The 21299-nt window shown below is 66.6% G+C and carries 20 protein-coding genes and 1 tRNA gene; 14 read left to right on the forward strand and 7 right to left on the reverse strand.

Annotation, left to right across the window (positions count from 1 at the left end; all coding sequences use genetic code 11):
• Positions 1-76 precede the first annotated feature (76 nt).
• From ACFRJ8_RS11005 to ACFRJ8_RS11015, 3 genes are all read left to right on the forward strand, one after another.
• A complete protein-coding gene (locus ACFRJ8_RS11005; RefSeq protein WP_377986162.1) occupies positions 77-1273 on the forward strand; it encodes a glycosyltransferase in 1197 nt (398 codons plus the stop codon).
• A 174-nt stretch (positions 1274-1447) separates the two neighbouring features.
• Positions 1448-1521 (forward strand) — tRNA-Ile (locus ACFRJ8_RS11010).
• Positions 1522-1722: 201 nt separating this feature from the next.
• Positions 1723-2913, forward strand: a complete 1191-nt coding sequence (locus ACFRJ8_RS11015; protein ID WP_377986164.1) for an acyl-CoA dehydrogenase family protein — start codon at positions 1723-1725, stop codon at positions 2911-2913.
• Positions 2914-3069: 156 nt separating this feature from the next.
• Here the strand turns inward: ACFRJ8_RS11015 and ACFRJ8_RS11020 are convergent, their stop codons facing one another.
• Entirely contained in the window at positions 3070-3756 is a 687-nt protein-coding gene (locus tag ACFRJ8_RS11020) for a M23 family metallopeptidase (RefSeq protein ID WP_377986165.1), read from the reverse strand.
• Positions 3757-4417: 661 nt separating this feature from the next.
• Here ACFRJ8_RS11020 and rpsB point away from each other — a divergent pair.
• The 6 genes from rpsB to ACFRJ8_RS11050 all read left to right on the forward strand — a co-directional run bounded on the left by rpsB (position 4418) and on the right by ACFRJ8_RS11050 (position 9466).
• Complete coding sequence (gene rpsB / locus ACFRJ8_RS11025) at positions 4418-5335, forward strand: 30S ribosomal protein S2 (RefSeq protein WP_277526085.1); 918 nt, start codon at positions 4418-4420, stop codon at positions 5333-5335.
• Positions 5336-5468: 133 nt separating this feature from the next.
• Positions 5469-6305, forward strand: a complete 837-nt coding sequence (gene tsf / locus ACFRJ8_RS11030; RefSeq protein ID WP_277526084.1) for a translation elongation factor Ts — start codon at positions 5469-5471, stop codon at positions 6303-6305.
• 175 nt (positions 6306-6480) lie between these two features.
• Entirely contained in the window at positions 6481-7218 is a 738-nt protein-coding gene (gene pyrH, locus ACFRJ8_RS11035) for a UMP kinase (RefSeq protein ID WP_377986168.1), read from the forward strand.
• 112 nt (positions 7219-7330) lie between these two features.
• A complete protein-coding gene (frr, locus tag ACFRJ8_RS11040) occupies positions 7331-7888 on the forward strand; it encodes a ribosome recycling factor (RefSeq protein WP_377986170.1) in 558 nt (185 codons plus the stop codon).
• Positions 7888-8808: a phosphatidate cytidylyltransferase gene (locus ACFRJ8_RS11045; RefSeq protein ID WP_377986172.1), complete on the forward strand. Its 921-nt coding sequence runs from the start codon at positions 7888-7890 to the stop codon at positions 8806-8808. Before frr ends, ACFRJ8_RS11045 begins: the two co-directional genes overlap by 1 nt.
• Positions 8809-8839: 31 nt before the next feature.
• Positions 8840-9466, forward strand: a complete 627-nt coding sequence (locus ACFRJ8_RS11050) for a DivIVA domain-containing protein (protein WP_377986174.1) — start codon at positions 8840-8842, stop codon at positions 9464-9466.
• Between the two features lie 63 nt (positions 9467-9529).
• On the opposite strand, the gene ACFRJ8_RS11055 is transcribed toward ACFRJ8_RS11050, so the two are convergent.
• From ACFRJ8_RS11055 to ACFRJ8_RS11070, 4 genes are all read right to left on the reverse strand, one after another.
• Complete coding sequence (locus ACFRJ8_RS11055; protein ID WP_377986176.1) at positions 9530-11005, reverse strand: cation acetate symporter; 1476 nt, start codon at positions 11003-11005, stop codon at positions 9530-9532.
• A gap of 40 nt (positions 11006-11045) precedes the next feature.
• Entirely contained in the window at positions 11046-11453 is a 408-nt protein-coding gene (locus ACFRJ8_RS11060) for a hypothetical protein (protein ID WP_377986178.1), read from the reverse strand.
• The gene (locus tag ACFRJ8_RS11065; protein ID WP_377986180.1) at positions 11450-12169 is read right to left on the reverse strand and encodes a LytR/AlgR family response regulator transcription factor; all 720 of its coding nucleotides are present in this window, start codon (positions 12167-12169) and stop codon (positions 11450-11452) included. Before ACFRJ8_RS11065 ends, ACFRJ8_RS11060 begins: the two co-directional genes overlap by 4 nt.
• 98 nt (positions 12170-12267) lie before the next feature.
• Positions 12268-13485: a sensor histidine kinase gene (locus ACFRJ8_RS11070; protein ID WP_377986182.1), complete on the reverse strand. Its 1218-nt coding sequence runs from the start codon at positions 13483-13485 to the stop codon at positions 12268-12270.
• Between the two features lie 216 nt (positions 13486-13701).
• Here ACFRJ8_RS11070 and ACFRJ8_RS11075 point away from each other — a divergent pair, with 216 nt between their 5' ends.
• On the forward strand, positions 13702-14082 hold the full coding sequence (locus tag ACFRJ8_RS11075) for a DUF485 domain-containing protein (RefSeq protein WP_277526075.1): 381 nt from the start codon (positions 13702-13704) through the stop codon (positions 14080-14082).
• Positions 14079-15695 (forward strand): cation acetate symporter, encoded by a 1617-nt coding sequence (locus ACFRJ8_RS11080; protein WP_377986184.1) that lies wholly within the window; start codon positions 14079-14081, stop codon positions 15693-15695. The genes ACFRJ8_RS11075 and ACFRJ8_RS11080 overlap by 4 nt, the downstream gene beginning before the upstream one ends.
• 104 nt (positions 15696-15799) lie before the next feature.
• Here ACFRJ8_RS11080 and ACFRJ8_RS11085 read toward each other — a convergent pair whose 3' ends face one another.
• Both ACFRJ8_RS11085 and ACFRJ8_RS11090 read right to left on the reverse strand, forming a co-directional pair.
• A complete protein-coding gene (locus tag ACFRJ8_RS11085) occupies positions 15800-16603 on the reverse strand; it encodes a hypothetical protein (RefSeq protein WP_377986186.1) in 804 nt (267 codons plus the stop codon).
• Between the two features lie 148 nt (positions 16604-16751).
• Positions 16752-17225, reverse strand: a complete 474-nt coding sequence (locus ACFRJ8_RS11090; RefSeq protein WP_277526072.1) for an Lrp/AsnC family transcriptional regulator — start codon at positions 17223-17225, stop codon at positions 16752-16754.
• A 195-nt stretch (positions 17226-17420) separates the two neighbouring features.
• Here ACFRJ8_RS11090 and pdhA point away from each other — a divergent pair, with 195 nt between their 5' ends.
• From pdhA to ACFRJ8_RS11105, 3 genes are read left to right on the forward strand one after another with little or no spacing between them, the layout of a single operon-like run.
• A complete protein-coding gene (gene pdhA / locus ACFRJ8_RS11095) occupies positions 17421-18599 on the forward strand; it encodes a pyruvate dehydrogenase (acetyl-transferring) E1 component subunit alpha (protein WP_377986188.1) in 1179 nt (392 codons plus the stop codon).
• A complete protein-coding gene (locus tag ACFRJ8_RS11100; RefSeq protein ID WP_277526070.1) occupies positions 18599-19609 on the forward strand; it encodes an alpha-ketoacid dehydrogenase subunit beta in 1011 nt (336 codons plus the stop codon). The genes pdhA and ACFRJ8_RS11100 overlap by 1 nt, the downstream gene beginning before the upstream one ends.
• A complete protein-coding gene (locus tag ACFRJ8_RS11105; protein ID WP_377986191.1) occupies positions 19606-21030 on the forward strand; it encodes a dihydrolipoamide acetyltransferase family protein in 1425 nt (474 codons plus the stop codon). The genes ACFRJ8_RS11100 and ACFRJ8_RS11105 overlap by 4 nt, the downstream gene beginning before the upstream one ends.
• Positions 21031-21299 lie beyond the last annotated feature (269 nt).

Below are 21299 nucleotides of genomic sequence, written 5' to 3' on the forward strand. Positions count from 1 at the left end.
CGGCGCGCCTGTGCCGACCGCCAGCCGGCCGCCATTGATCCAGCTGTCCGCACAGCGACCACCAGGAGCTCTTCCCGTGACCAAGTCCGACAACCAGTCCCCGCTGACCATCCTGATTGCCGCTGACACGTACCCGCCCCACGTCAACGGCGCCGCCCAGTTCGGCTACCGCCTCGCCAAGGGCATGACTGCCCGCGGGCACAACGTGCACGTCCTGGCATGCCGCCCGGGCAAGGGCGCGAGCTACAGCGAGTTCAGCGAAGAGGCCACCGTGCACCGCCTTCGCTCCCATTCCGTGCCCACGCACGAGTACTTCCGGATCACCTTCCCCTGGGAGATCAAGAAGGAAATCGGTCTTTTGTTTGACCGCGTCCAGCCGGACGTGGTGCACATCCAGAGCCATTACATGATCGGCGAGCACGTCCTCTACGAAGCTGTGAAGCGCGGCATCCGGGTGGTGGCGACGAACCACTTCATGCCGGAAAACCTGAACCCCTTCCTGCCGTTCCCGCAGTGGTTCAAGGACATCATTGGCCGGATCTCCTGGAGGGATATGGGCAAGGTCATGGGCCAGGCCGACGTCGTGACCACACCCACGCCGCTGGCCGCCAAAGCCATGCACCAGCACGCATTCCTCCGCAAGGTCCTGCCGCTGTCCAACGGCATCGACGCCGCCAATTACGAGCTGCGTCCCGACGAGACGGTGGAACGCCACGCCAGCCCCACCGCACTCTTCGTCGGCCGGCTGGCCGAGGAGAAGCACGTGGACGTGCTGATTGACGCCGTCGCCAAGACGCCCAAGAACCTGGATATCCACCTGGAAATCGTCGGCGGCGGAGAAGTCCGTCCGGCCCTCGAGGCCCAGGTCGCCCGGCTGGGACTGACGGACAGGGTCAGATTCCTCGGCATGGCCAGCGACGCCGACCTTCGCAGGGCCTACATCATGGCCGACGTGTTCTGCATGCCCGGCACGGCGGAACTTCAGTCCCTGGTGACCCTGGAGGCGATGTCGGCTTCGACGCCAGTCCTGCTGGCCAACGCGATGGCGCTGCCGCACCTGGTGCGTGACGGGGAGAACGGCTACCTCTTCACGCCCAACGACAGCGATGACCTCGCCGACAAGCTGGCCAGTGTCTTCTCGCTGCCCTCACACGAACTCGCGGCTATGGGCAAGACCAGCCGGGAAATGGTGGAGAACCACGGCATCGCGCGCACGCTGCAGACGTTTGAGGACATCTACCGGGGCGCCAGCTACGACGACTTCGTCGTCTAGGCAGGCTGCTGCTGGGCCGGCTGTGGCCCGTTGTGGCCCGTTGCGGGCGGGCCGGCTGGAGGCGCACCGTGCCGACCGGTGGCCGCATGCACCTGCGATGCGTCTACTATTGCTAGAGTATTTTTGCCCGGAATCAATCCGGCCCCCACGGGCCAGGACTGCCTCCGGGCGCAGGGGGCTATAGCTCAGCTGGTTAGAGCGCGGGACTCATAATCCTAAGGTCCTCGGTTCAAGTCCGAGTAGCCCTACATTTCTGCGGGATCCTCCTCATCCTGGGGGCCGCACCACGGGAGCCGTGGCTGACGTCCGACGTCGGCCGCGGCTCCCTTTTTGTCGGGCCCGGTGCTTGCAGCCGTCAGCAGACTGCGATATGTTACTGGTCAGTAACATATCGCCGGCGCTAAGTCTGCGTCCTTTTGGTCGCCGCTGATCACGAGTGAAGGAACATCATGCCCAAAGCTGCAATCGACATTAACAACCTGCCCTACGCCGACGGCGACTTCTTCGCGTTCGAGCAGCTGCTCAGCGCCAAGGAGCAGGACAGGCTGGCCGAGGTCCGCGAGTTCCTCACCCGCGAGGTCAGGCCGATCGCCGTTGGTTGCTGGAATCGCGCGGAGTTCCCCATGGAGCTGATCCCGAAGCTTGCCGAAATCGACCTGGTCAGCCCGGTCCGAAGGCAGGGGTACTCGAACCTCTTCGCCGGAATCCTGCACGCCGAGGCCACCCGGGCGGACACGTCGATCGCGACGTTCATGGGCGTCCATGACGGGCTCTTCACCGGCTCCATCGAAGCCCTTGCCTCCCAGGAGCAGCAGGACGCGTGGCTTCCGGAAATCTATTCGCTCAAGAAGATCGGCGCCTTCGGCCTCACCGAGCCTCTTGGCGGCTCCGACGTCGCTGGCGGCACCCGCACCACGGCGCGGCGCGACGGCGGCAAATGGATCCTCAACGGCGCCAAGCGCTGGATCGGTAACGCCACCTTCTCCGACTGGGTGGTCATTTACGCCCGCGACATCGAGGACAACCAGGTCAAGGGCTTCCTCGTCGACACCAAGACCGAGGGATACAGCGCCGTGAAGATCGAGAACAAGATCTCGCTGCGCACGGTCCAGAACGCCGACATCACGCTCGACAACGTGGTGGTGCCGGAGTTCTTCAAGCTCGCCAACGCCAACAGCTTCCGCGATACTAACAAGGTCCTGAAAGTCACCCGCCTCGCCGTGGCCTGGCAAGCGGTGGGCCAGCAGCTCGCGGCCTTCGACGTCGCCCGGCGCTACGCCGTGGAACGCAGTCAATTCGGCCGCCCGATTGCCTCCTTCCAGCTGATCCAGCACCAGCTCGTGCAGATCCTCGGCAACGCGGTCAGCTCCATGGGCATGATGGTGAGGCTTTCCCAGCTGGAGGACGCGGGCGAGGCGAAGGACGAGCAGTCCGCCCTGGCTAAGGCGTTCACCACCGCGCGCATGCGCGAGAGTGTGGCCCTGGGTCGGAGCATCCTCGGCGGCAACGGAATCGTGACGGACTTCGAGATGGCCAAAGTCTTCGCGGACGCCGAAGCCATCTATTCCTACGAGGGCACGCACGAGATCAACACCCTGGTCACCGGCCGGGCGATCACGGGAATATCCGCAATCGTCTAATCCGCGCCGAACAGCCGCCGAGACTGCCTGCCGTGCCTGCACGAGGGAGCGGTCACGGGTGAGCAGTTCACACGGGAGCCGTTCATGGGGGGCTGTTCATGAGGGAGCCGTTCATGAGGGAGCCGTTCATGAGGGAACCGTTCATGAGGGAGCCGTTCATGATGGGCCAGCGTCAATGGGCTGGAGCAGGACGGAAGGTCGCAGATCCATCACGAACGCCAGCGGATTGACGTATTCTTCGCCGCGCCGGACGCCCCAATGGAGGCAGGGCGGTGCCGGGCCGCAGTGGCCGGCCTGTACCTGCCCCAGGACATCGCCCTCCGCGATGGCGGCCCCGGCCCTCAGTGAACTCGCCACCGGCTCGAAACTGCTGCGCAGCCCGTTGCCGTGATCGATCGTGATGACCGGCCGGTTCACCACCGTCCCGACAAAGCTCACCGTTCCGGCGGCCGGCGAGATGAGCGGGGCACCAACCTGTGCCGCGGCAAGGTCGACACCGCGGTGACCGCTGAGCCACGGCCTGGCCGGGGGATCGAAGGCGCGCAGAACCGCCGGCCGCGGGCTGAGCGGCCAGCGCCAGGCGGGTGCCGGGACAGGCGCTGCCCCCGGGGAGCCGCGAACGGTGGAAACCGAACCCTGGGTGGAAACCGAACCCTGGGTGGAAACCGAACCCTGGGTGGAAACCGAACCCTGGGTGGAAACCGAACCCTGGGTGGAAACCGAATCCTGGGTGGACGCCGAGACCTGGGTGGACGCCGAAACTTTGAAGGCCGCGGCGACTGAATCAGCCGGGATGAGGGACAGTGCCAGGAGCAGTGCTGCAAGGCCGGGGGAGATCTTCATGGCCCCAGCCTGCCGCGGCGGCGCGCTGGGCGGAATGTCCCACGAGGGCTATGTGGAAAAGCCTCAAGTACGGTCGGGAGGCGCCTGCATCCCAGTCTGATGCCCGTTCGTCTTCGGTTCCGGGCGCCGCGGAATGTGCTCGACGACGCCACGAGGGATTCGGCGAAGGCCCGGAGGCAGCTAGGACGGCTACCGCCCAACGACGGATACCGGCCCCAGTCGCATGCCGGCCAGCCGCAATCCCGGGCGTCACGAAACATGCCCAACGGCGCCCGTCAAAGCCCCGGAACCCGGCCCCGCGACCCCGCGAAAACCGTCCTTCGGTACGGGGCCGCTGTAGTACACTTGGTGGAGCAGTTTGCTGTGCCCTCACGCTTGTACGTCGCGATAATTCGTGGTTGTCCAGGCCGGCACGCCTCATTCAGGGGTGCGGGGGAGCAGTGGCTGACTACGCGTATCCAGCCCTCCTCAAAAGAAGCCTGAAACTTCAGCTGCGGAGGACTGTGCCTCCTGCGGTCCGTTCCTTCGGGTACGGATGGGAAGCGCAGTGGATGCCAGGAGCAACGCCCGCCCCGGGCGAATGCTAAACAACCGTCAACTATTGGCAGGGTAAGAGAGCCATGGGCTCTCTCATGAATGACCTGCCGGAAGGAGCGTCGGCATGCCCGTCGTAACTATGCGCCAGCTGCTTGACAGCGGCGTCCACTTTGGACACCAGACCCGCCGTTGGAACCCGAAGATGAAGCGCTTCATCTTCACGGAGCGCAACGGTATCTACATCATTGACCTGCAGCAGTCGCTGTCCTACATCGACCGTGCCTACGAGTTCGTGAAGGCCACCGTTGCACACGGCGGCACCGTTCTCTTCGTCGGCACCAAGAAGCAGGCGCAGGAATCCATCGCCGAGCAGGCCACCCGCGTTGGCCAGCCGTACGTCAACCAGCGTTGGCTCGGCGGTATGCTGACCAACTTCCAGACGGTCTCCAAGCGCATCCAGCGCATGAAGGAACTCGAAGAGATTGACTTCGACGACGTCGCCGGTTCGGCTTACACCAAGAAGGAACTGCTGCTCCTTCGCCGCGAACTCACCAAGCTGGAAACCAACCTCGGTGGTATCCGCAACCTGACCAAGGCGCCATCCGCGCTGTGGATCGTTGACACCAAGAAGGAACACCTTGCTGTCGACGAAGCCAAGAAGCTGAACATCCCGGTTGTTGCCATCCTGGACACCAACTGCGATCCCGACGAAGTCGACTTCCCGATCCCGGGTAACGACGACGCCATCCGCTCCGTCAACCTGCTGACCCGCGTGGTCGCCGACGCCGTTGCCGAGGGCCTCATCGCCCGCAACCAGCGCGCCACCGGCACCACGGAAGCTCCGGAAGAGCCGCTGGCCGAGTGGGAGCGCGAGCTCCTCGAAGGCAACAAGGCTGAAGCTGCTGCAGCGCCCGCCGCTGAGGCTGCTCCGGCTGCCGAAGAGGCACCCGCCGCTGAGGCTGCTCCGGCTGCCGAAGAGGCACCCGCCGCTGAAGCTGCACCGGCTGCTGAAGAAGCACCGGCTGCCGACGAAGCTAAGTAGTCAGACAAGTAAATCTGGATCTCCCCACATGCGCTCAGCTGCATAGGGGGTACCGACAGGATGGCCGCTCACTCGGTGAGCAGCCGTCCTGTCGGTCCGTACACCACATAAATTTCTAGACAGAGGGGTTCACATGGCGAACTACACTGCCGCTGATATCAAGGCTCTGCGCGAGCGCACCGGCGCCGGCATGATGGATGTCAAGAAGGCTCTTGACGAAGCCAACGGTGACGCCGAGAAGGCCATCGAAATCATCCGCATCAAGGGCCTCAAGGGCGCCACCAAGCGCGAAGGCCGCTCCACCGCTGAAGGCCTGGTTGCTGCCAAGGTCTCCAACGGCGTCGGCGTGATGATCGAAGTCAACTGCGAGACCGACTTCGTCGCCAAGGCTGACAAGTTCATCCAGCTGGCTGACAAGGTCCTCACCGTGGCCGTCGAGTCCGGCGCTGCCGACCTTGAGACCCTGCTGGCCACCGACGTCGACGGCAAGCCGCTGTCCGAGGTTGTCATCGAAGAGGGCGCTGTTCTGGGCGAGAAGGTTGTTGTCCGCCGCATCTCCCGCATCGAGGGCGCAACGGTCGACGCTTACCTGCACAAGACCTCCAAGGATCTCCCGGCCCAGGTCGGCGTGCTCTTTGCTGTTGACGGCGAAGGCGAAGCAGCTGCCACCGCAGCCCACGACGTCGCTGTTCACGTCGCCGCGATGTCCCCGAACTACCTCTCCCGCGAGGATGTTCCGGCCGAGCTCGTCGAGTCCGAGCGCCGCATCGCCGAGGAAACCGCCAAGGCCGAGGGCAAGCCCGAAGCCGCGATGACCAAAATCGTCGAAGGCCGCGTCACCGGCTTCTACAAGGGCGAGGTTCTCCTCGACCAGGCATTCGCCAAGGATGCCAAGAAGTCTGTCGCCCAGGTTCTCGAAGAGGCCGGCGTCAAGGGAACCGCGTTCACGCGCTTCCGCGTCGGTTCCTAGTCAGAGACTAGACAGACACCAGTCAGGCAATAGCCAGGCACGCTAAGGGGGTGGTCACCACGGTGGCCACCCCTTTTGCATGCACGCGCGAGGCATGGTTCCGGTCACGGCCGGAATGCCGCCTTGGGCGCACAGCACGATAACCTAACTCAGAGTTCACCAACGGGAAGGCACCATGGAAACCGTCACCACTTCAGCCCAGCCAAAGAAGAACAGGCGCCGCGTCCTTTTGAAGCTCTCCGGCGAGGTCTTCGGGGGCGGGAAACTTGGCGTTGACCCGGATACCGTCCGCGGCGTGGCCAAGCAGATCGCCGCTGCAGTCCCCGACGTCGAGGTCGCAATCGTCGTCGGTGGAGGCAACTTCTTCCGCGGCGCCGAACTGTCCCAGAGCGGCATGGACCGCTCCCGCGCCGACTACATGGGCATGCTCGGAACTGTCATGAACTGCCTCGCGCTCCAGGACTTCCTGGAACAGGCCGGGGTGGAAACGCGCGTGCAGAGCGCCATCACCATGGGCCAGGTGGCCGAGGCCTACATTCCCCGCCGCGCCATCCGCCACATGGAAAAGGGCCGGGTTGTCATCTTCGGCGCCGGCGCCGGCCTGCCGTACTTCTCGACGGACACCGTTGCCGCCCAGCGCGCCCTGGAGGTCCACGCCGACGTCGTCCTGATGGCCAAGAGCGGCGTCGACGGCGTCTACACCGCTGACCCGAAGAAGGACCCGTCGGCGGAGAAGCTGCACCGCCTCAGCTACGACGACGCCCTTCGCCGCGACATCCGCGTGATGGACCAGACCGCGATGACCATGTGCAAGGACAACAACCTCACCATGGTGGTCTTCGGCATGGAAGGCGAGGGCAATGTCACCCGCGCCATCCGGGGCGAAGACCTGGGCACCGTCGTCACCCCTTAGCAACAGCTAGGATGTTTTCAGGACCTTTCCGCCGGCTGGCGGAAGACACAGGCGCACAAGAAGACGTGCCGCGCCCCGGCCCCCGGGACGCACCAATTTCTGAGGAGAGACCGTGATCGAAGAAACCCTGCTCGAAGCCGGGGACAAGATGGACAAGGCAGTTGAGGTAGCCAAGGACGACTTCGCCTCGATCCGGACCGGCCGCGCGACGCCTGGCCTGTACAACAAGGTCGTCGTGGAGTACTACGGCACCCCGACACCGCTGCAGCAGCTGGCCTCCTTCGCGGTCCCGGATGCCCGCACCATCCTCATCACCCCGTACGACAAGACAGCCCTGCGCGACATCGAACGCGCCCTGAGCGACTCCGAGGTGGGTGCCAACCCCTCCAACGACGGCAACGTCATCCGGATTACCATTCCCGAGCTGACCAGCGAACGACGCAAGGAATACGTCAAGATCGTCAAGTCCAAGGGTGAGGACGCGAAGGTGTCCATCCGCAACATCCGCCGCAAGGCCAAGGAAACGCTGGACAAGCTCGTCAAGGACGGCGACGCCGGCGAAGACGAAGGCGCACGCGGCGAGAAGGAACTCGACGCCATCACCAAGGCGCACGTGGACGGGATTGACGAGCTGCTCAAGCGCAAGGAAGCTGAGCTGCTCGAGGTCTGATGGATCAGGCAAAGGAGACCTCCGGGCCGCGCGCCCGGAGGCGGGGGAAGCAACGCGAAAACCCGACGCCCAAGGCGGGCCGGAACCTGCCCGCCGCCATCGGGTCGGGTGTGGGCATGCTCGTGTGCGTCCTCGGCGGGCTGCTCTTCCTCCCGCTCGGCTTCGTCCTGGTGACCGCCACGTTTGCGATCTTCGGCGTCTGGGAAATTTACCGCGCGTTGGAGGCCGCAGGCACACGGCTGCCGATCGTCCCCGTGATGGTCGGAACGGTCGCCATGCCGATCGCCGCCTACTTCGGCGGACTGGAAAGCCTGCTCTTTGCCATGCTCGTCAGCAGCGTGGCGGTGCTGTTATGGCGGACCCTGGAGGGTGCCGCCGGCTCCGCGCGGAGCATCTTCGCGGGGGTCTTCACCTTGTCCTGGGTGCCGTTCCTGATCAGCTTCGCGACGCTGCTGTTGCACACCGCCGACGGCGAGACGCCGGTGGGCCTCTGGCCCGACGGGGTGATCCCGCAGGGAGCCTGGCAAATCGCCACCCTCCTGCTCCTTGTAGTAGCCAACGACACCTTCGGCTACCTCGTGGGCGCATCCTTGGGCAAGCATCCGATGGCCCCCAAGATCAGCCCCAAGAAGACTTGGGAAGGCTTCGCCGGCTCGATCGCCGGCGCCGTCATTGTGGGCGTGCTCGCCATGATCTTCGTGTTGGGCGAGCCTTGGTGGTTCGGCGTGGTGGTCGCCGTGGGCATGGTGGCAGCCGCCACCGCCGGCGACCTCGCCGAATCGATGGTCAAACGCGAGCTCGGCATCAAGGACATGAGCAGCATCCTCCCCGGTCACGGAGGCGTCATGGACCGTCTGGACTCGATTGTCTTCGCCTCGCCGGTGGCGTTCATCCTGTTCTCGGCCCTCGCCGGCGCCTAGAAGCACGGCACCAGCACTTCCGGCGCCTAGAATGGTGCCGAGCAAACCAGCCGAACGGCATCAAAGGAACAAAGAAACAGTGGACATTCAACGGCAGATTCCTGCGTCTTTTGACCGCGTGCAGCGGAACCAGTATGGCTACAACGCCAAGCAGGTCGACGATTTCCTGCAGCGCGCCCGGGTGTCATTTGAAGCGCCGTCAGCGGCCGCCCGCGCCATCAAGAGCTCCGACGTCCGCGCCGTGTCCTTCGATCCTGTGAAGGGCGGCTACGCTGCGGCCGGCGTGGACGCCGCGCTGGACCGGCTCGAAGACGCCCTGGCGCGGCGGGAGCGCGATGAGCTGGTTGCCGAGCGCGGCGAGGACGCCTGGCTGCGCGAAATCGGACGGCTCGCGGGCGTCCTGCGCGGCCGCCTGCACCGCCCGGACGGCCAGCGCTTCCGGCGCCCGTCCAAGCCCAAGACCCGCAGCTACAACATCACCGACGTTGACGATTTGTGCCACGAGCTGATCGGCTACCTCGAGGAAGACCAGCCGCTGAGCGTGGACAACGTCCGGCGTGCCGTGTTCCGCCCCGCTGTGGGCCGGGACGGCTACGAGGAAAGCCAGGTCGACGCGTTCCTGGAGCGCGCCGTCGAGCTCATGGCGGCCATCGACTAATCACGCCCGACGCCGGGTGCCCCCTGCCGGATGCCGCGCGCCCCCTGCCGGGTCGACGGCGCGTCACCGTTCCGTCGCGAGCGGCCGTTCCGGGGTGTGCAGCCGGGTCATGAGCCGCGTCAGGGTCCGCGGCACGCGGGCCCGCGTGGCCCGGGACACCAGGACTGTGACGGCGAACGCCGCCGGGACCGTCCAGGCGGCGGGCTGCGCCAGCCACGACGGCGTCTGGGCAGCGCCCAGCACCGAGCCGGCCACCATCGCGCTGCCGCAGAGCACGCCGCCGGTCGCCATGCCGGCGATTGCCCCGGCGTCGGTCAGTCCCCGCCACCAGATGCCCAGCAGCAGGACCGGGCAGATGGTGGACGCCGTAAAGGCAAACACGAGCCCCACGCTGCCGGCCAGCGCCAGCGATTCGGTCATCGATGCGACCCCTAGCGGGACGATGGCCGAGATCAGCGCCGCCAGCCGGAAGCCCCGGACACTGCCGCCGAACACGTCCTGGCTGATCACGCCCGCCAGGGAGACCACCAGCCCGGACGTCGTCGACAGGAACGCCGCGAACGCCCCGGCCACTACGAGCGCCGTCAGCAGGTCGCCGGCCATCCCGCCGATCATCCGGCCGGGCAGCAGCAGCACCAGCGCATCGGCCTGGCCGCTCTGGGCAAGGTCGGGGGCGAACATGCGCCCGAACATGCCATACGCCGTGGGGAACAGGTAGAAGACCGACAGCAGGCCCAGGACAATCAGGGTGGTCCGCCGGGCGGACTGCCCGTCCGGGTTCGTGTAGAAGCGGACCAGCACGTGGGGCAGCCCAAGTGTCCCAAAGAGCAGGGCCACGAGCAGTGAAATGATCTGATACGGCCCCGCGGGGGCCAGCGCCGTCGGATTGGCTGCGCTGGATGACGGCGACTCCGCCACGGCGGATTCGCCGCCGCCCAGCACAAACAGCAGGAACACGATCGGCACCGCCAGCGCGGTCAGCTTGAGCCAGTACTGGAACGCTTGGACGAACGTAATGGAGCGCATCCCGCCGGCCACCACGGTGATGCAGACGACGCCGACCACAGCCACCGGGCCCACCCAGGCCGGAAGGCCCGTAGTGATCCGGATAGCCAGGGCCGCGCCGTGGAGCTGCGGGACGATGTAGAGCCAGCCGACCAGGACCACCACCAGGCTGGTGACGCGGCGGACGGCCCGCGAATCGAGCCGCGCCTCGGTGAAATCCGGAATCGTGTAGGCACCGGAGCGGCGCAGGGGAGCGGCCACGAACAAGAGCAGCATCAGGTACCCGGCCGTGTAGCCCACCGGGTACCACAGCGCATCGGTGCCGGAGAGCAGGATCAGTCCGGCGACACCCAGGAAACTCGCTGCCGAGAGGTACTCGCCGCCGATCGCCGAGGCATTCCACCACGGCTTGACCGTCCGGGACGCCACGTAGAAGTCCCCGGTGGTGCGTGAGATCCGCAGCCCGTAGAAACCGATGACGGCCGTGGCGAGCGAGACCGCGGCGAACGCGGCCACGCCGACGACGGGGTTCACGTTCCGCCCACCCGGGACGTCAGCTCTCCGGTCATGTCCCTCACTTGTCGCCCGCGAGGTCCCGGTAGCGGGCCTCGTTCCTGGCGGCGGTCCGCACGTACAGCCAGGCGCTGAGACCAATCACCGGATAGATTCCGGCACCCAGCAGCACCCAGTCGAAGGGCAGGCCGGCAATGGTGGAGCCCGCCAGGCCGGGGACCAGCCCGAGCATGAGCGGGAAGGCGAGCAGGATCAGCAGGAAACCCAGGCCCACCACGAGGCCCAGCCGGAGCTGGGACCGGATGAGCGAGCGGACGAACAGCTGTCCGGCGTCGGATTCCTCTGCTGCCTCGTGCGGGGCCGCCGTGGAGCGCCCGCCGGCCAGGGCGGCACTGCCCCGTGTGGCACCGCCCGACGTGGCGCTGCCCGACGTGACGGTCCGCGGCGCCGTGACCCGGACCCGCGTCATGCCTGCGGCCGGATACGGCTTGCTTCGAGCTTTTCCCGGACCGCCGGCAGGTGCCGGCGGCTGATGGGCAGTTCGGCCCCGGCCACGGTGACGCTGGGCCGCGCCGCGGCAAGCTTCATGTGGCTGATGTGGTTCAGCGCGGTCAGATAGGAGCGGTGGATGCGCAGGAACCCGGCGTCGGCCCACTGCTGTTCGAGGTCGGTCAGCGGAACCCTGATGAGGTAGCTCGCCTCCGCGGTGTGCAGCCGGGCGTAGTCGCCCTGCGCCTGGACGTACGTGACGTCTTCGCGCCGGATCATCTTGGTGGTCCCGCCCAGGTCCACGGTGATCATTTCGGGCGCCGGGGCACCGTCCTTGAGCAGGTCGCTGATGCGGCCGATCGATTTCGCCAGCCGTTCGGCGCGCAGCGGCTTGAGGAGGTAGTCCACGGCCGCGAGTTCGAAGGCCTCCAGCGCGCAGTCCTCGTCCGCGGTCACGAAGACCACGGCGGGAGGATGGGAGCTGCGGGAAATGACCCGGGCAATGTCGAGGCCTGACAGGGCTGGCATGTGGATGTCGAGGAAAACGGCGTCGACTTCTTCGGCCTCAAGGACCCGCAGGGCCTCGGCGCCCGAGGAGGCACGGTGGATGGCGCCGATCCGGTCATCCTTGCCGAGCAGGAAGGCCAGTTCCTCGACGGCGGGGAGCTCGTCGTCGGCGACGAGGACGTTAATCATGGCTCTAGCCTACTGCCGGAGGCATTTTGGCCGGTCCAGGCCGCCAGGCATGTGCAGCCGGCGGGGACCGTCGCGGATTAGTCGCGGACCTTCCCGGATCAGGCGTCGTGCCGGGGCTGGGACTTGGGGACGCGCATCGTAATCAGGGTACCTTCGCCCGGTGCCGTCTCAATCACGAGGCCGTTGTCGTCACCGTAAACCTGCCGCAGGCGGGCGTCCACATTGCGCAGCCCCACGTGATCGCCGTCGTTGTGCCCGGCAAGGACGGAGCGCAGCTGGTCCGGGTCCATGCCCACGCCGTCGTCCTCGATCGTCACCTCCGCGAACGCGCCGGAGTCGTCCGCGGTGATGGAGATGTGACCCGGTCCCTCCTTGGCCTCCAGCCCGTGCCGGACCGCGTTTTCCACCAGCGGCTGCAGGCTCAGGAAGGGGATCACAGTGCTCAGGACTTCCGGAGCGATCCGCAGGCTGACCTGCACACGGTCCCCGAAGCGGGCCCGTTCCAGGAGCAGGTAGCGGTCGATGCAGCGCAGTTCCTCGGCCAGGGTGGTGAAATCGCCGTGGCGGCGGAAGGAGTAGCGGGTGAAGTCGGCGAACTCCACAACGAGCTCGCGCGCCCGTACCGGATCCGTGTTGATGAAGGAGGCGATCGCGTTGAGCGAGTTGTAGATGAAGTGCGGGCTGATCTGGGCGCGGAGGGCCCGGACCTCCGCCTCCATCAAGAGGGTGCGGGAGGCGTCGAGCTCGGCGAGTTCCACCTGGGTGGCCACCCAGTCGGCCACCTCGCCGGTGGCACGGACCAGCCCGGCGCCGGCGGCCGGCGCGAAGGCGGCGACCACGCCGACCACGCGGGCACCGGCTTTGATCGGTGCGATCACGACGGCGCGCTCCACCTCCGGGGTCAGCGTCTGCCCGCCGCTGCCGGCGGCAAGCAGCTGGAGTTCGCCCGCCGGAATCACGGCGAGGTGGCCGCCGTCGAGCACTTTGGCCGCGAGCCCCATCAGGGCGGGCTTGAGTTCCTCGCCGGCGCCGTCCCACGCGAGCACGCCCATTGTGTCGGTGATGGCCAGGGCGTCGCAGCCCAGGAGGCTGCGCAATTGCTTGCTGGCCTTGGCCGCGCCGGCCGGGTTGAGGCCCGTCCGCAGGTACTGGCCGGCACGGGAGGCGGCATGCAGCGTCTTGTAGGTGGCCCGCTCCACGTCGGTGCCGAGGTCCCGGAAGGAGCGGAGGACCTTGAGTCCCACGGCGACGACGGCCGCGATCGCCAAGGCAATCACCGCGATTGCGGCGGCGGTGAGCAAGGGAGAGTCGGGCATGGTGCCAGCCTACCGGCGGGGCCCGTTTCGGCGTCTGCGGATACCGTTGGGCGCAGGCTGGGGGCCGTTGGGCGACGCAGCCGGCGGGGGTTCTAGAACGCACGCGCGTCACGGTACAGAGTGATTGCAGTCACATTGGCTTGAGGGGTTGTACGCGGAGTCCCGCGAGACCACGGCAGCCGGTGTGGGCTCACCACTCTCAATGAGGAGGAACCGATGGGTCACGACGCCCAAGAAACGGACGCAGCGGCGGCCGTGGACTTCAAGGAAGTCCAGTCGACGGAGCAGTTCAAGGAACTGCGCAAACGTCACCGCAGCTTTGTCTTCCCGATGTCCATTGCATTCCTGCTCTGGTACTTCGCATACGTCCTGCTGGCCGACTATGCGGTGGAATTCATGTCCACGAAAGTCTGGGGCAACATCAACATCGGCCTGCTCCTGGGCCTGTTGCAGTTCGTCTCCACGTTCGCCATCACCGGCTGGTACGTCAGCTACTCCAACCGCAAACTCGACCCCATTGCCTCCGAAATCCGCCACGGGATCGAAGGGCACGAATTCGACAAGCACGGCAACCCGGTAGGCGGAGCAGCAAAATGACACTCATGGTCCCCGCGGTCAATGTCGCCGCCCTCAAAGACACCACCCTGCTGAACATGGCCATCTTCGCCCTGTTCGTGGCGGTCACCATGGTGATCGTCTTCCGCGCCAGCCGCAACAACAAGACCGCGGCCGATTACTACGCCGCCGGACGTTCCTTCACGGGGTCGCAGAACGGCACGGCCATCGCGGGCGATTACCTCTCCGCGGCCTCCTTCCTGGGCATCACCGGTGCGATCGCCATCAACGGCTACGACGGCTTCATGTATTCCATCGGCTTCCTCGTCGCCTGGCTCGTGGCCCTGCTGCTCGTGGCCGAACTGCTGCGCAACACGGGCAAGTTCACCATGGCCGATGTCCTGTCCTTCCGGCTCAAGCAGCGCCCCGTGCGCATCGCAGCCGCCATCTCCACCCTGGCCGTCTGCTTCTTCTACCTGCTGGCGCAGATGGCCGGTGCCGGCAGCCTCATCTCCCTGCTGCTGGGCATCAGCGACTGGGGCGGACAGGCCTTGGTGATCATCGTCGTCGGCGTCCTGATGATCATGTACGTGCTGATCGGCGGCATGAAGGGCACCACCTGGGTCCAGATCATCAAGGCCATGCTGTTGATTGCCGGCGCCGCGGTCATGACCTTCTGGGTCCTGGCGATCTACGGCTTCAACCTCTCTGACCTGCTCGGCGGTGCCGCGGAAACCGCGAAGAATCCGGCCGTCCTGAATCCGGGCCTGCAGTACGGCAAGTCCGATACCTCCAAGCTCGACTTCATGTCCCTGGGCCTGGCGCTGGTGCTCGGCACCGCGGCCCTGCCCCACGTGCTGATGCGCTTCTACACCGTGCCCACGGCCAAGGAAGCCCGCAAGTCCGTGGTGTGGTCCATCTGGCTGATCGGCATCTTCTACCTCTTCACGCTGGTGCTCGGCTACGGTGCCGCGGCACTCGTCGGCGCGGACACCATCAAGTCCGCTCCCGGCGGCGTCAACTCGGCCGCACCGCTGCTCGCGTTCCACCTCGGCGGGCCGTTGCTGCTCGGCTTCATCTCCGCGGTGGCCTTTGCCACGATCCTTGCCGTGGTGGCCGGCCTTACCATCACCGCCGCGGCGTCCTTCGCGCACGACATCTACGCCAACGTGTTGGCCAAGGGGAAGGCCGACGCCGGCACTGAGGTCAAGGTTGCCCGCCGCACCGTCGTGGTGATCGGCCTGCTGGCCATCGCCGGCGGCATCTTCGCCAACGGACAAAACGTCGCGTTCCTCGTGGCGCTCGCCTTCGCCGTGGCGGCGTCCGCCAACCTTCCCACCATCCTCTACTCGCTGTTCTGGCGCCGGTTCACCACCCAGGGAGCGCTCTGGAGCATGTACGGCGGATTGTCCGCGGCCATCATCCTGATTGCGCTGTCCCCGGTGGTCTCCGGGGCCAAGACGTCGATGATCCCCGGCGCCAACTTCGCGATTTTCCCGCTGAGCAACCCGGGCGTCGTCTCCATCCCGCTCGCGTTCTTCCTTGGCTGGCTCGGCACCGTGCTAGACAAGCGGAAGGAAGATGTCACGAAGCAGGCCGAAATGGAGGTCCGTTCCCTGACCGGAGTGGGTGCCGAGAAGGCCACCAACCACTAGGACCGGCCTACCAACAGCAGGAGCTCCCGTGCAGCAGCACGGGAGCTCCTGCTGTTAACTGGCCGGCGCCAATTGGGCGACGGGCGCGAGCGAGCTTGCCGGAGTCAGCGCTGCGGCCGCAGCCGGATATTGACCATCTTGAGCTCGTCGCGGCCCTCAAAACGGTAGGCCAGCTCCACCCGCTTGGTGTCGCAGTCGATGGAACCCGCGACGTCGGCCGAGTTGGAGCCGTTGTCTGTGCTGACGTTGAGGCTGGAATAGTTTGGTTTGCAGCTGGCGTCCAGCTCCAGGCTCCGCACCCCGGCGGCGAACTCCTCCCGGGAGATCTTCTCCATGAGGGCCGGATCCAGGTACTTCTCGTAGGCGCCGTTGACGTCGCCTACGATGATCAGCTTAGTGAAATCGTCCGCGATGCCCCGCGCCTGGTTGGTGGCTCCGCCCACCACGCTGAGGAGAATGACGACGCCGGCCGCTACCAGCAGCAGCACCCCGCCGACGATCCCGAGGACGATCCACAGCGCCTTGCGGCTCTTTTTAGGGGGAGGCTGGCCTGGGCTGCCGTAGTGCGACGGCGGCTGGCTGCCGTAGTACGACGGCGCGCCGTTTCCGGGAGATGGGTAGTTGGGCGGTGGGTGGTTGGGCGGTGCGCCGTTCCCGGGTGGAGCGGAAGACGGATTCGAGGCAGGCGGCGCGTAGTTGGGCGGTGAGCCGTTCCCGGGTGGGGCGGAAGACGGATTCGAGGCAGGCGGCGCGTAGTTGGGCGGTGCGCCGTCGCCGCCCGGCCCAGGTGCGGCCGGCCCGGGCGGGGCCGCATAGTACGGAACGGGCGGCTGACCGGGGGCTTGCTGGCCCGCCGCAGGCTCATGCCCGGGCAGCGGCGGTCGGTGCGGTTCCTCGGGACTGCTCACGGCTCAAGCCTCTCCGGCAGTCCAGACAGCCACTGCCTGTTGAACAGGGCCGCCTGCGCGGACCCACTGACTCAGGGGGGACCCAACGGACACAGCCTAGCGCCGCGGCCTCCCTGCGCACAGATCTCCCTGCGCCAGATGAGGCGGGTCAGTTGTCGGCGGATCCGCGTTCTAGCAGGGGCTGGATCCGGAACGGGATCAGCTCACCCATCGCCAGGGCCGTATCGGTCCGGTCCACGCCGTCGCAGGCCAGGATCTTGCCATTGATCCGGAACAGGTCCTCGGCGTCGAGCGCCACCACCCGCAGGAGCAGATCGGCCGAGCCCGTCAGGCCGTAGCCCTCCAGGATTTCCGGAATCCCGGCGAGCTCGACAGCCAGGGTGCCGAGTTTCTGTTGCTGGACGTGGACGGAGATGAAGGCCATCAGCGGATACCCCAGGGACACCGGATTGATGCGCCGCTCGAAGGAGAGGAACACATGCTTTTTCTCCAGCTGGGCCATCCTGGCCTGCACCGTATTGCGCGAGAGTCCGAGCTTCTGGGCGAGGGCCACCACGGTCCGCCGGGGGTCCCGTGACATGGCCGAAAGCAGGCGGGTGTCAGTGCCATCCAAGGGTTGCATAATGCGCAAGATTAGCACGGTCTGGGGTGGTCCGGCAGTGCATAATGCTCAGTATTCTTAGGGGTGGTTGTACCCGATGAGCATTGTGAGTAGGGTCACAATTATCCGGGGCAACGGCGCCCGGGCGGCTGGCGCGCCGCGGGACCACAAGTCCTGCGAGTTCCGGTCAGACGACGTCAGAAGGTGCGGACTACAGTGTTTACCGACGACGCGGGCAAGGGCGGAATTTCCGCCGGAGGCCCCGGGAACAGTGAAAATTCAACGAGGCGGACGGGCGGCGATCTCGTCCAGCTCATCACTCCGGCGGGTGAGCGCATCAGCCATCCGGAGTTCGATTCCTGGCTCCAGGACGTCAGCGACGAGCAGCTTTGCTCCCTCTACGAGGACATGGTGGTCATCCGGCGGATCGATGCCGAAGCCACCGCCCTCCAGCGGCAGGGCGAGCTGGCACTCTGGCCGCCGCTGCTCGGCCAGGAAGCATCCCAGATCGGCTCGGCCCGCGCACTGCGCGAGGACGACTTTGTCTTTCCGAGCTACCGCGACAACGGTGTGGCCTTCTGCCGGGGCGTGAAACCGGAGGACCTGGTCCGCGCCTGGCGGGGCAACGCCTCCGCCGGCTGGGACCCGTTCACCGTCAACGTTGCCACCCAGCAGATCATCATCGGTGCGCAGAGCCTGCACGCAACGGGCTATGCCATGGGCATCCAGAATGACGGCGCCGATTGCGTCGCCGTGGCCTACTTCGGCGACGGCGCCACGAGCGAGGGCGACGTCAACGAGGCCATGGTCTTCGCCGCGAGCTTCCAGGCGCCGGTGGTCTTCATCTGCCAGAACAACCACTGGGCCATCTCGGAGCCTGTCCGGCTGCAGTCCCACATCCAGCTGGCCGACCGCGCCTCCGGGTTCGGCATCCCCAGCATGCGGGTCGATGGGAACGATGTCCTCGCCGTCATGGCGGCCACCCGCATCGCCCTGGACCGCGCCCGGCATGGCGGCGGCCCCACCTTTATCGAGGCCGTGACCTACCGGATGGGCCCGCACACGACGGCGGATGACCCCACCCGCTATCGGGACGCCAACGAGCTCGAGGACTGGGCTGCCAAGGACCCGATCTCCCGGATGAAATCGCTGCTGGACCGCAAGGGACTGCTGACCGCGGACCTTGAAGACGCCGTCGCCGCGAAAGCCGACGCCGTGGCCAAGGAACTCCGGGCCGGCACCATCAACATGCCCGAGCCGCAGCCGCTGGATATCTTCAAGCACGTTTACAGCACGCCCAACTCCTGGCTGGACCGCCAGCAGGAGCAGTACTCCCGTTACCTGGCTTCCTTCGGCGATCCCGCAGAAGCCGCTTCTGAAGAAGGTGCACGCTGATGACGCAGATGACCTTTGCCCGAGCCATCAATTCGGGCCTGCGCAAGTCCCTCGAGAACGATCCCAAGGTGGTCCTGATGGGGGAGGACATCGGCGCCCTCGGCGGTGTCTTCCGTGTCACCGACGGGCTGCAGAAGGATTTCGGGAAGCACCGCGTCGTGGATACCCCGCTCGCCGAATCGGGCATCATGGGCACCGCCGTCGGCCTGGCCTACCGCGGCTACCGCCCGGTGGTGGAGATCCAGTTCGACGGCTTCATCTACCCGGCGTTCGACCAGATCGTCAGCCAGGTCGCCAAGATGCATTACCGCACCCAGGGCGCGGTCAAGATGCCCATCACCATCCGCGTCCCGTTCGGCGGCGGCATCGGCTCTCCGGAGCACCACTCGGAATCGCCCGAGGCCTACTTCACCCACACTTCGGGGCTGCGCGTGGTCAGCGTGTCCAACCCCCAGGACGCCTACACGATGATCCAGCAGGCCATCGCCTCCGATGATCCCGTCCTGTACTTCGAGCCCAAGCGGCGCTACCACGACAAGGGCGAGGTGGACGAGACTGTCGACCTGAGCACTGCGCTTTCCATGGAGAAGGCCCGCGTGGTCACCGAGGGCAACGACGTCACCCTTGTGGCCTACGGTCCGCTGGTCAAAACTGCCCGCGACGCCGCACTCGCGGCCGCGGACGAAGGCGTCTCGGTCGAGGTCATCGACCTCCGCTCCCTCGCACCGCTGGACTTCGTCACCCTTGAGGCGTCTGTCCGCAAGACCGGCCGGCTGGTCATCACGCACGAGGCCGGCCAGTCCGGCGGCCTCGGCGCCGAGGTTGCCGCGAGCATCACCGAACGCTGCTTCTACCACCTCGAAGCCGCCCCGGTACGGGTGACCGGCTTCGACGTTCCGTACCCGTACTCCAAGCTGGAAATGCACCACCTGCCGGGCCTCGACAGGATTCTCGACGGCGTCGACCGTGCCATGGGCCGCCCCAACTCCCTCAGCGGGCTGGAAGGATGAGCGCCACCATGATCAAGGAATTCAGGCTGCCGGATCTCGGCGAAGGACTGACGGAATCGGAAATCGTCGCCTGGAAGGTCGCGGTAGGCGACACCGTCACGCTCAACCAGATCATCGCCGAGGTGGAGACTGCCAAGGCGGTGGTCGAGTTGCCCTCGCCGTTCGCCGGCGTGGTCGCGGCCCTGCACGAACAGCCCGGCACTGTGGTGGAAGTCGGCAAGCCGATCGTTTCGTTCGAGATTGACGACGACGGCTCCGGCGGTTCCGACGGTGCCGGTGCGGACGGGACCGCCGCCAAGCGTGAGCCGAACCTCGTGGGCTACGGCGCCGTCCTCGAAGCCTCCGGCCGGCCCGCCCGCCGCGCCCGCTCTTTTGCGGCCCCGGCGACGGCTTCTCAGCCCGCCCCCGCCGCTCCCGTCCGCGCCGAGCCGGTGGCCCCGGTCCGCGCTACTGAGCCGGTTGACCCCAAGCCTGCCGAAACCGGGCCGGCCTCATCCGCGCCGGGGGAGCGTCCGCGGTCCACGCCGCCGGTGCGCAAGCTGGCCAAGGACCTCGGCGTCGACCTCGAGGCCGTGACCGGCACGGGGGAGCGCGGGCTCATCACCCGTGACGATGTCCTGAATTTCGTCGGCGGGGGAGACCTGCCAGCAGAGGAGGAACTCGCCGGCGCTGCACAATCAGTTGGGGCGCCCTCCATTGGGCGCGTCCTGGCCGGCGGCGAGCGGGAGACCCGCACGCCGATCAAGGGCGTGCGGAAATTCACGGCCGCCGCCATGGTGGCCAGCGCCTTCACCGCACCGCATGTCACCGAGTTCCTGACGGTCGACGTCACGCCCACAATGGAGCTTCTGGCACGGCTCAAGGCCAGCCGCGCGTTTGCCGGCTACAAGCTCACGCCGCTGACGCTGGTTTCCAAGGCGGTGCTGATCGCGCTGCGCAACCACCCGACGCTCAACGCCCGGTGGGACGAAGCCAACCAGGAGATCGTCCAGTTCAACTATGTGAACCTGGGCATTGCGGCCGCGACCCCGCGCGGGCTGACGGTTCCGAACATCAAGGATGCGGACCGGCTGTCCCTCATGGAGATCTCCTCCGCCCTGACGGAACTGACGGACACGGCCCGGGCCGGGAAGACAAGTCCTGAGGCCCTTTCCGGGGGCACGATCTCCATCACGAACATCGGCGTCTTCGGCATTGACGCCGGCACGCCCATCCTGAACCCGGGCGAGGCAGCCATCCTGGCCCTCGGCGCGGTCCGGAAAATGCCGTGGGAGTACCAGGACGAGGTCGCCCTGCGCCAGGTCATGACGCTCAGCCTCTCGTTCGACCACCGCCTGGTCGACGGCGAGCAGGGCTCGCGCTTCCTCCAGGACCTCGGCGCCATGCTGGCCGACCCGGGGATGGTCCTGGCGATGGTCTAGGAACCCGGTTTAGCGCGCCGCAGGCCAAACAACAGCTGCCGGTTGCTCCTTTTTGGGGCGGCCGGCAGCTTTCTTGTGCGCCGGGAATGTCCTGCGCCTGGTTCTTCTGCGTGGGTTTGCCGTCTGGGGGCATTTTGGGCGCAATATTCGACGTCGGCGGCCCAGTTGACGGCGTGTCCGCGCCAAAGTGCCCCGGGAGTGCGCCCCGGCAGAGGGAGTGCCCCGGGGAGTGCGCCCGGACAGAGGGAGTGCCCCGGGGAGTGCGCCCG

Origin of the sequence: Arthrobacter sp. NPDC056886, assembly GCF_042788715.1 — a bacterium.
Lineage (GTDB): Bacteria > Actinomycetota > Actinomycetes > Actinomycetales > Micrococcaceae > Arthrobacter.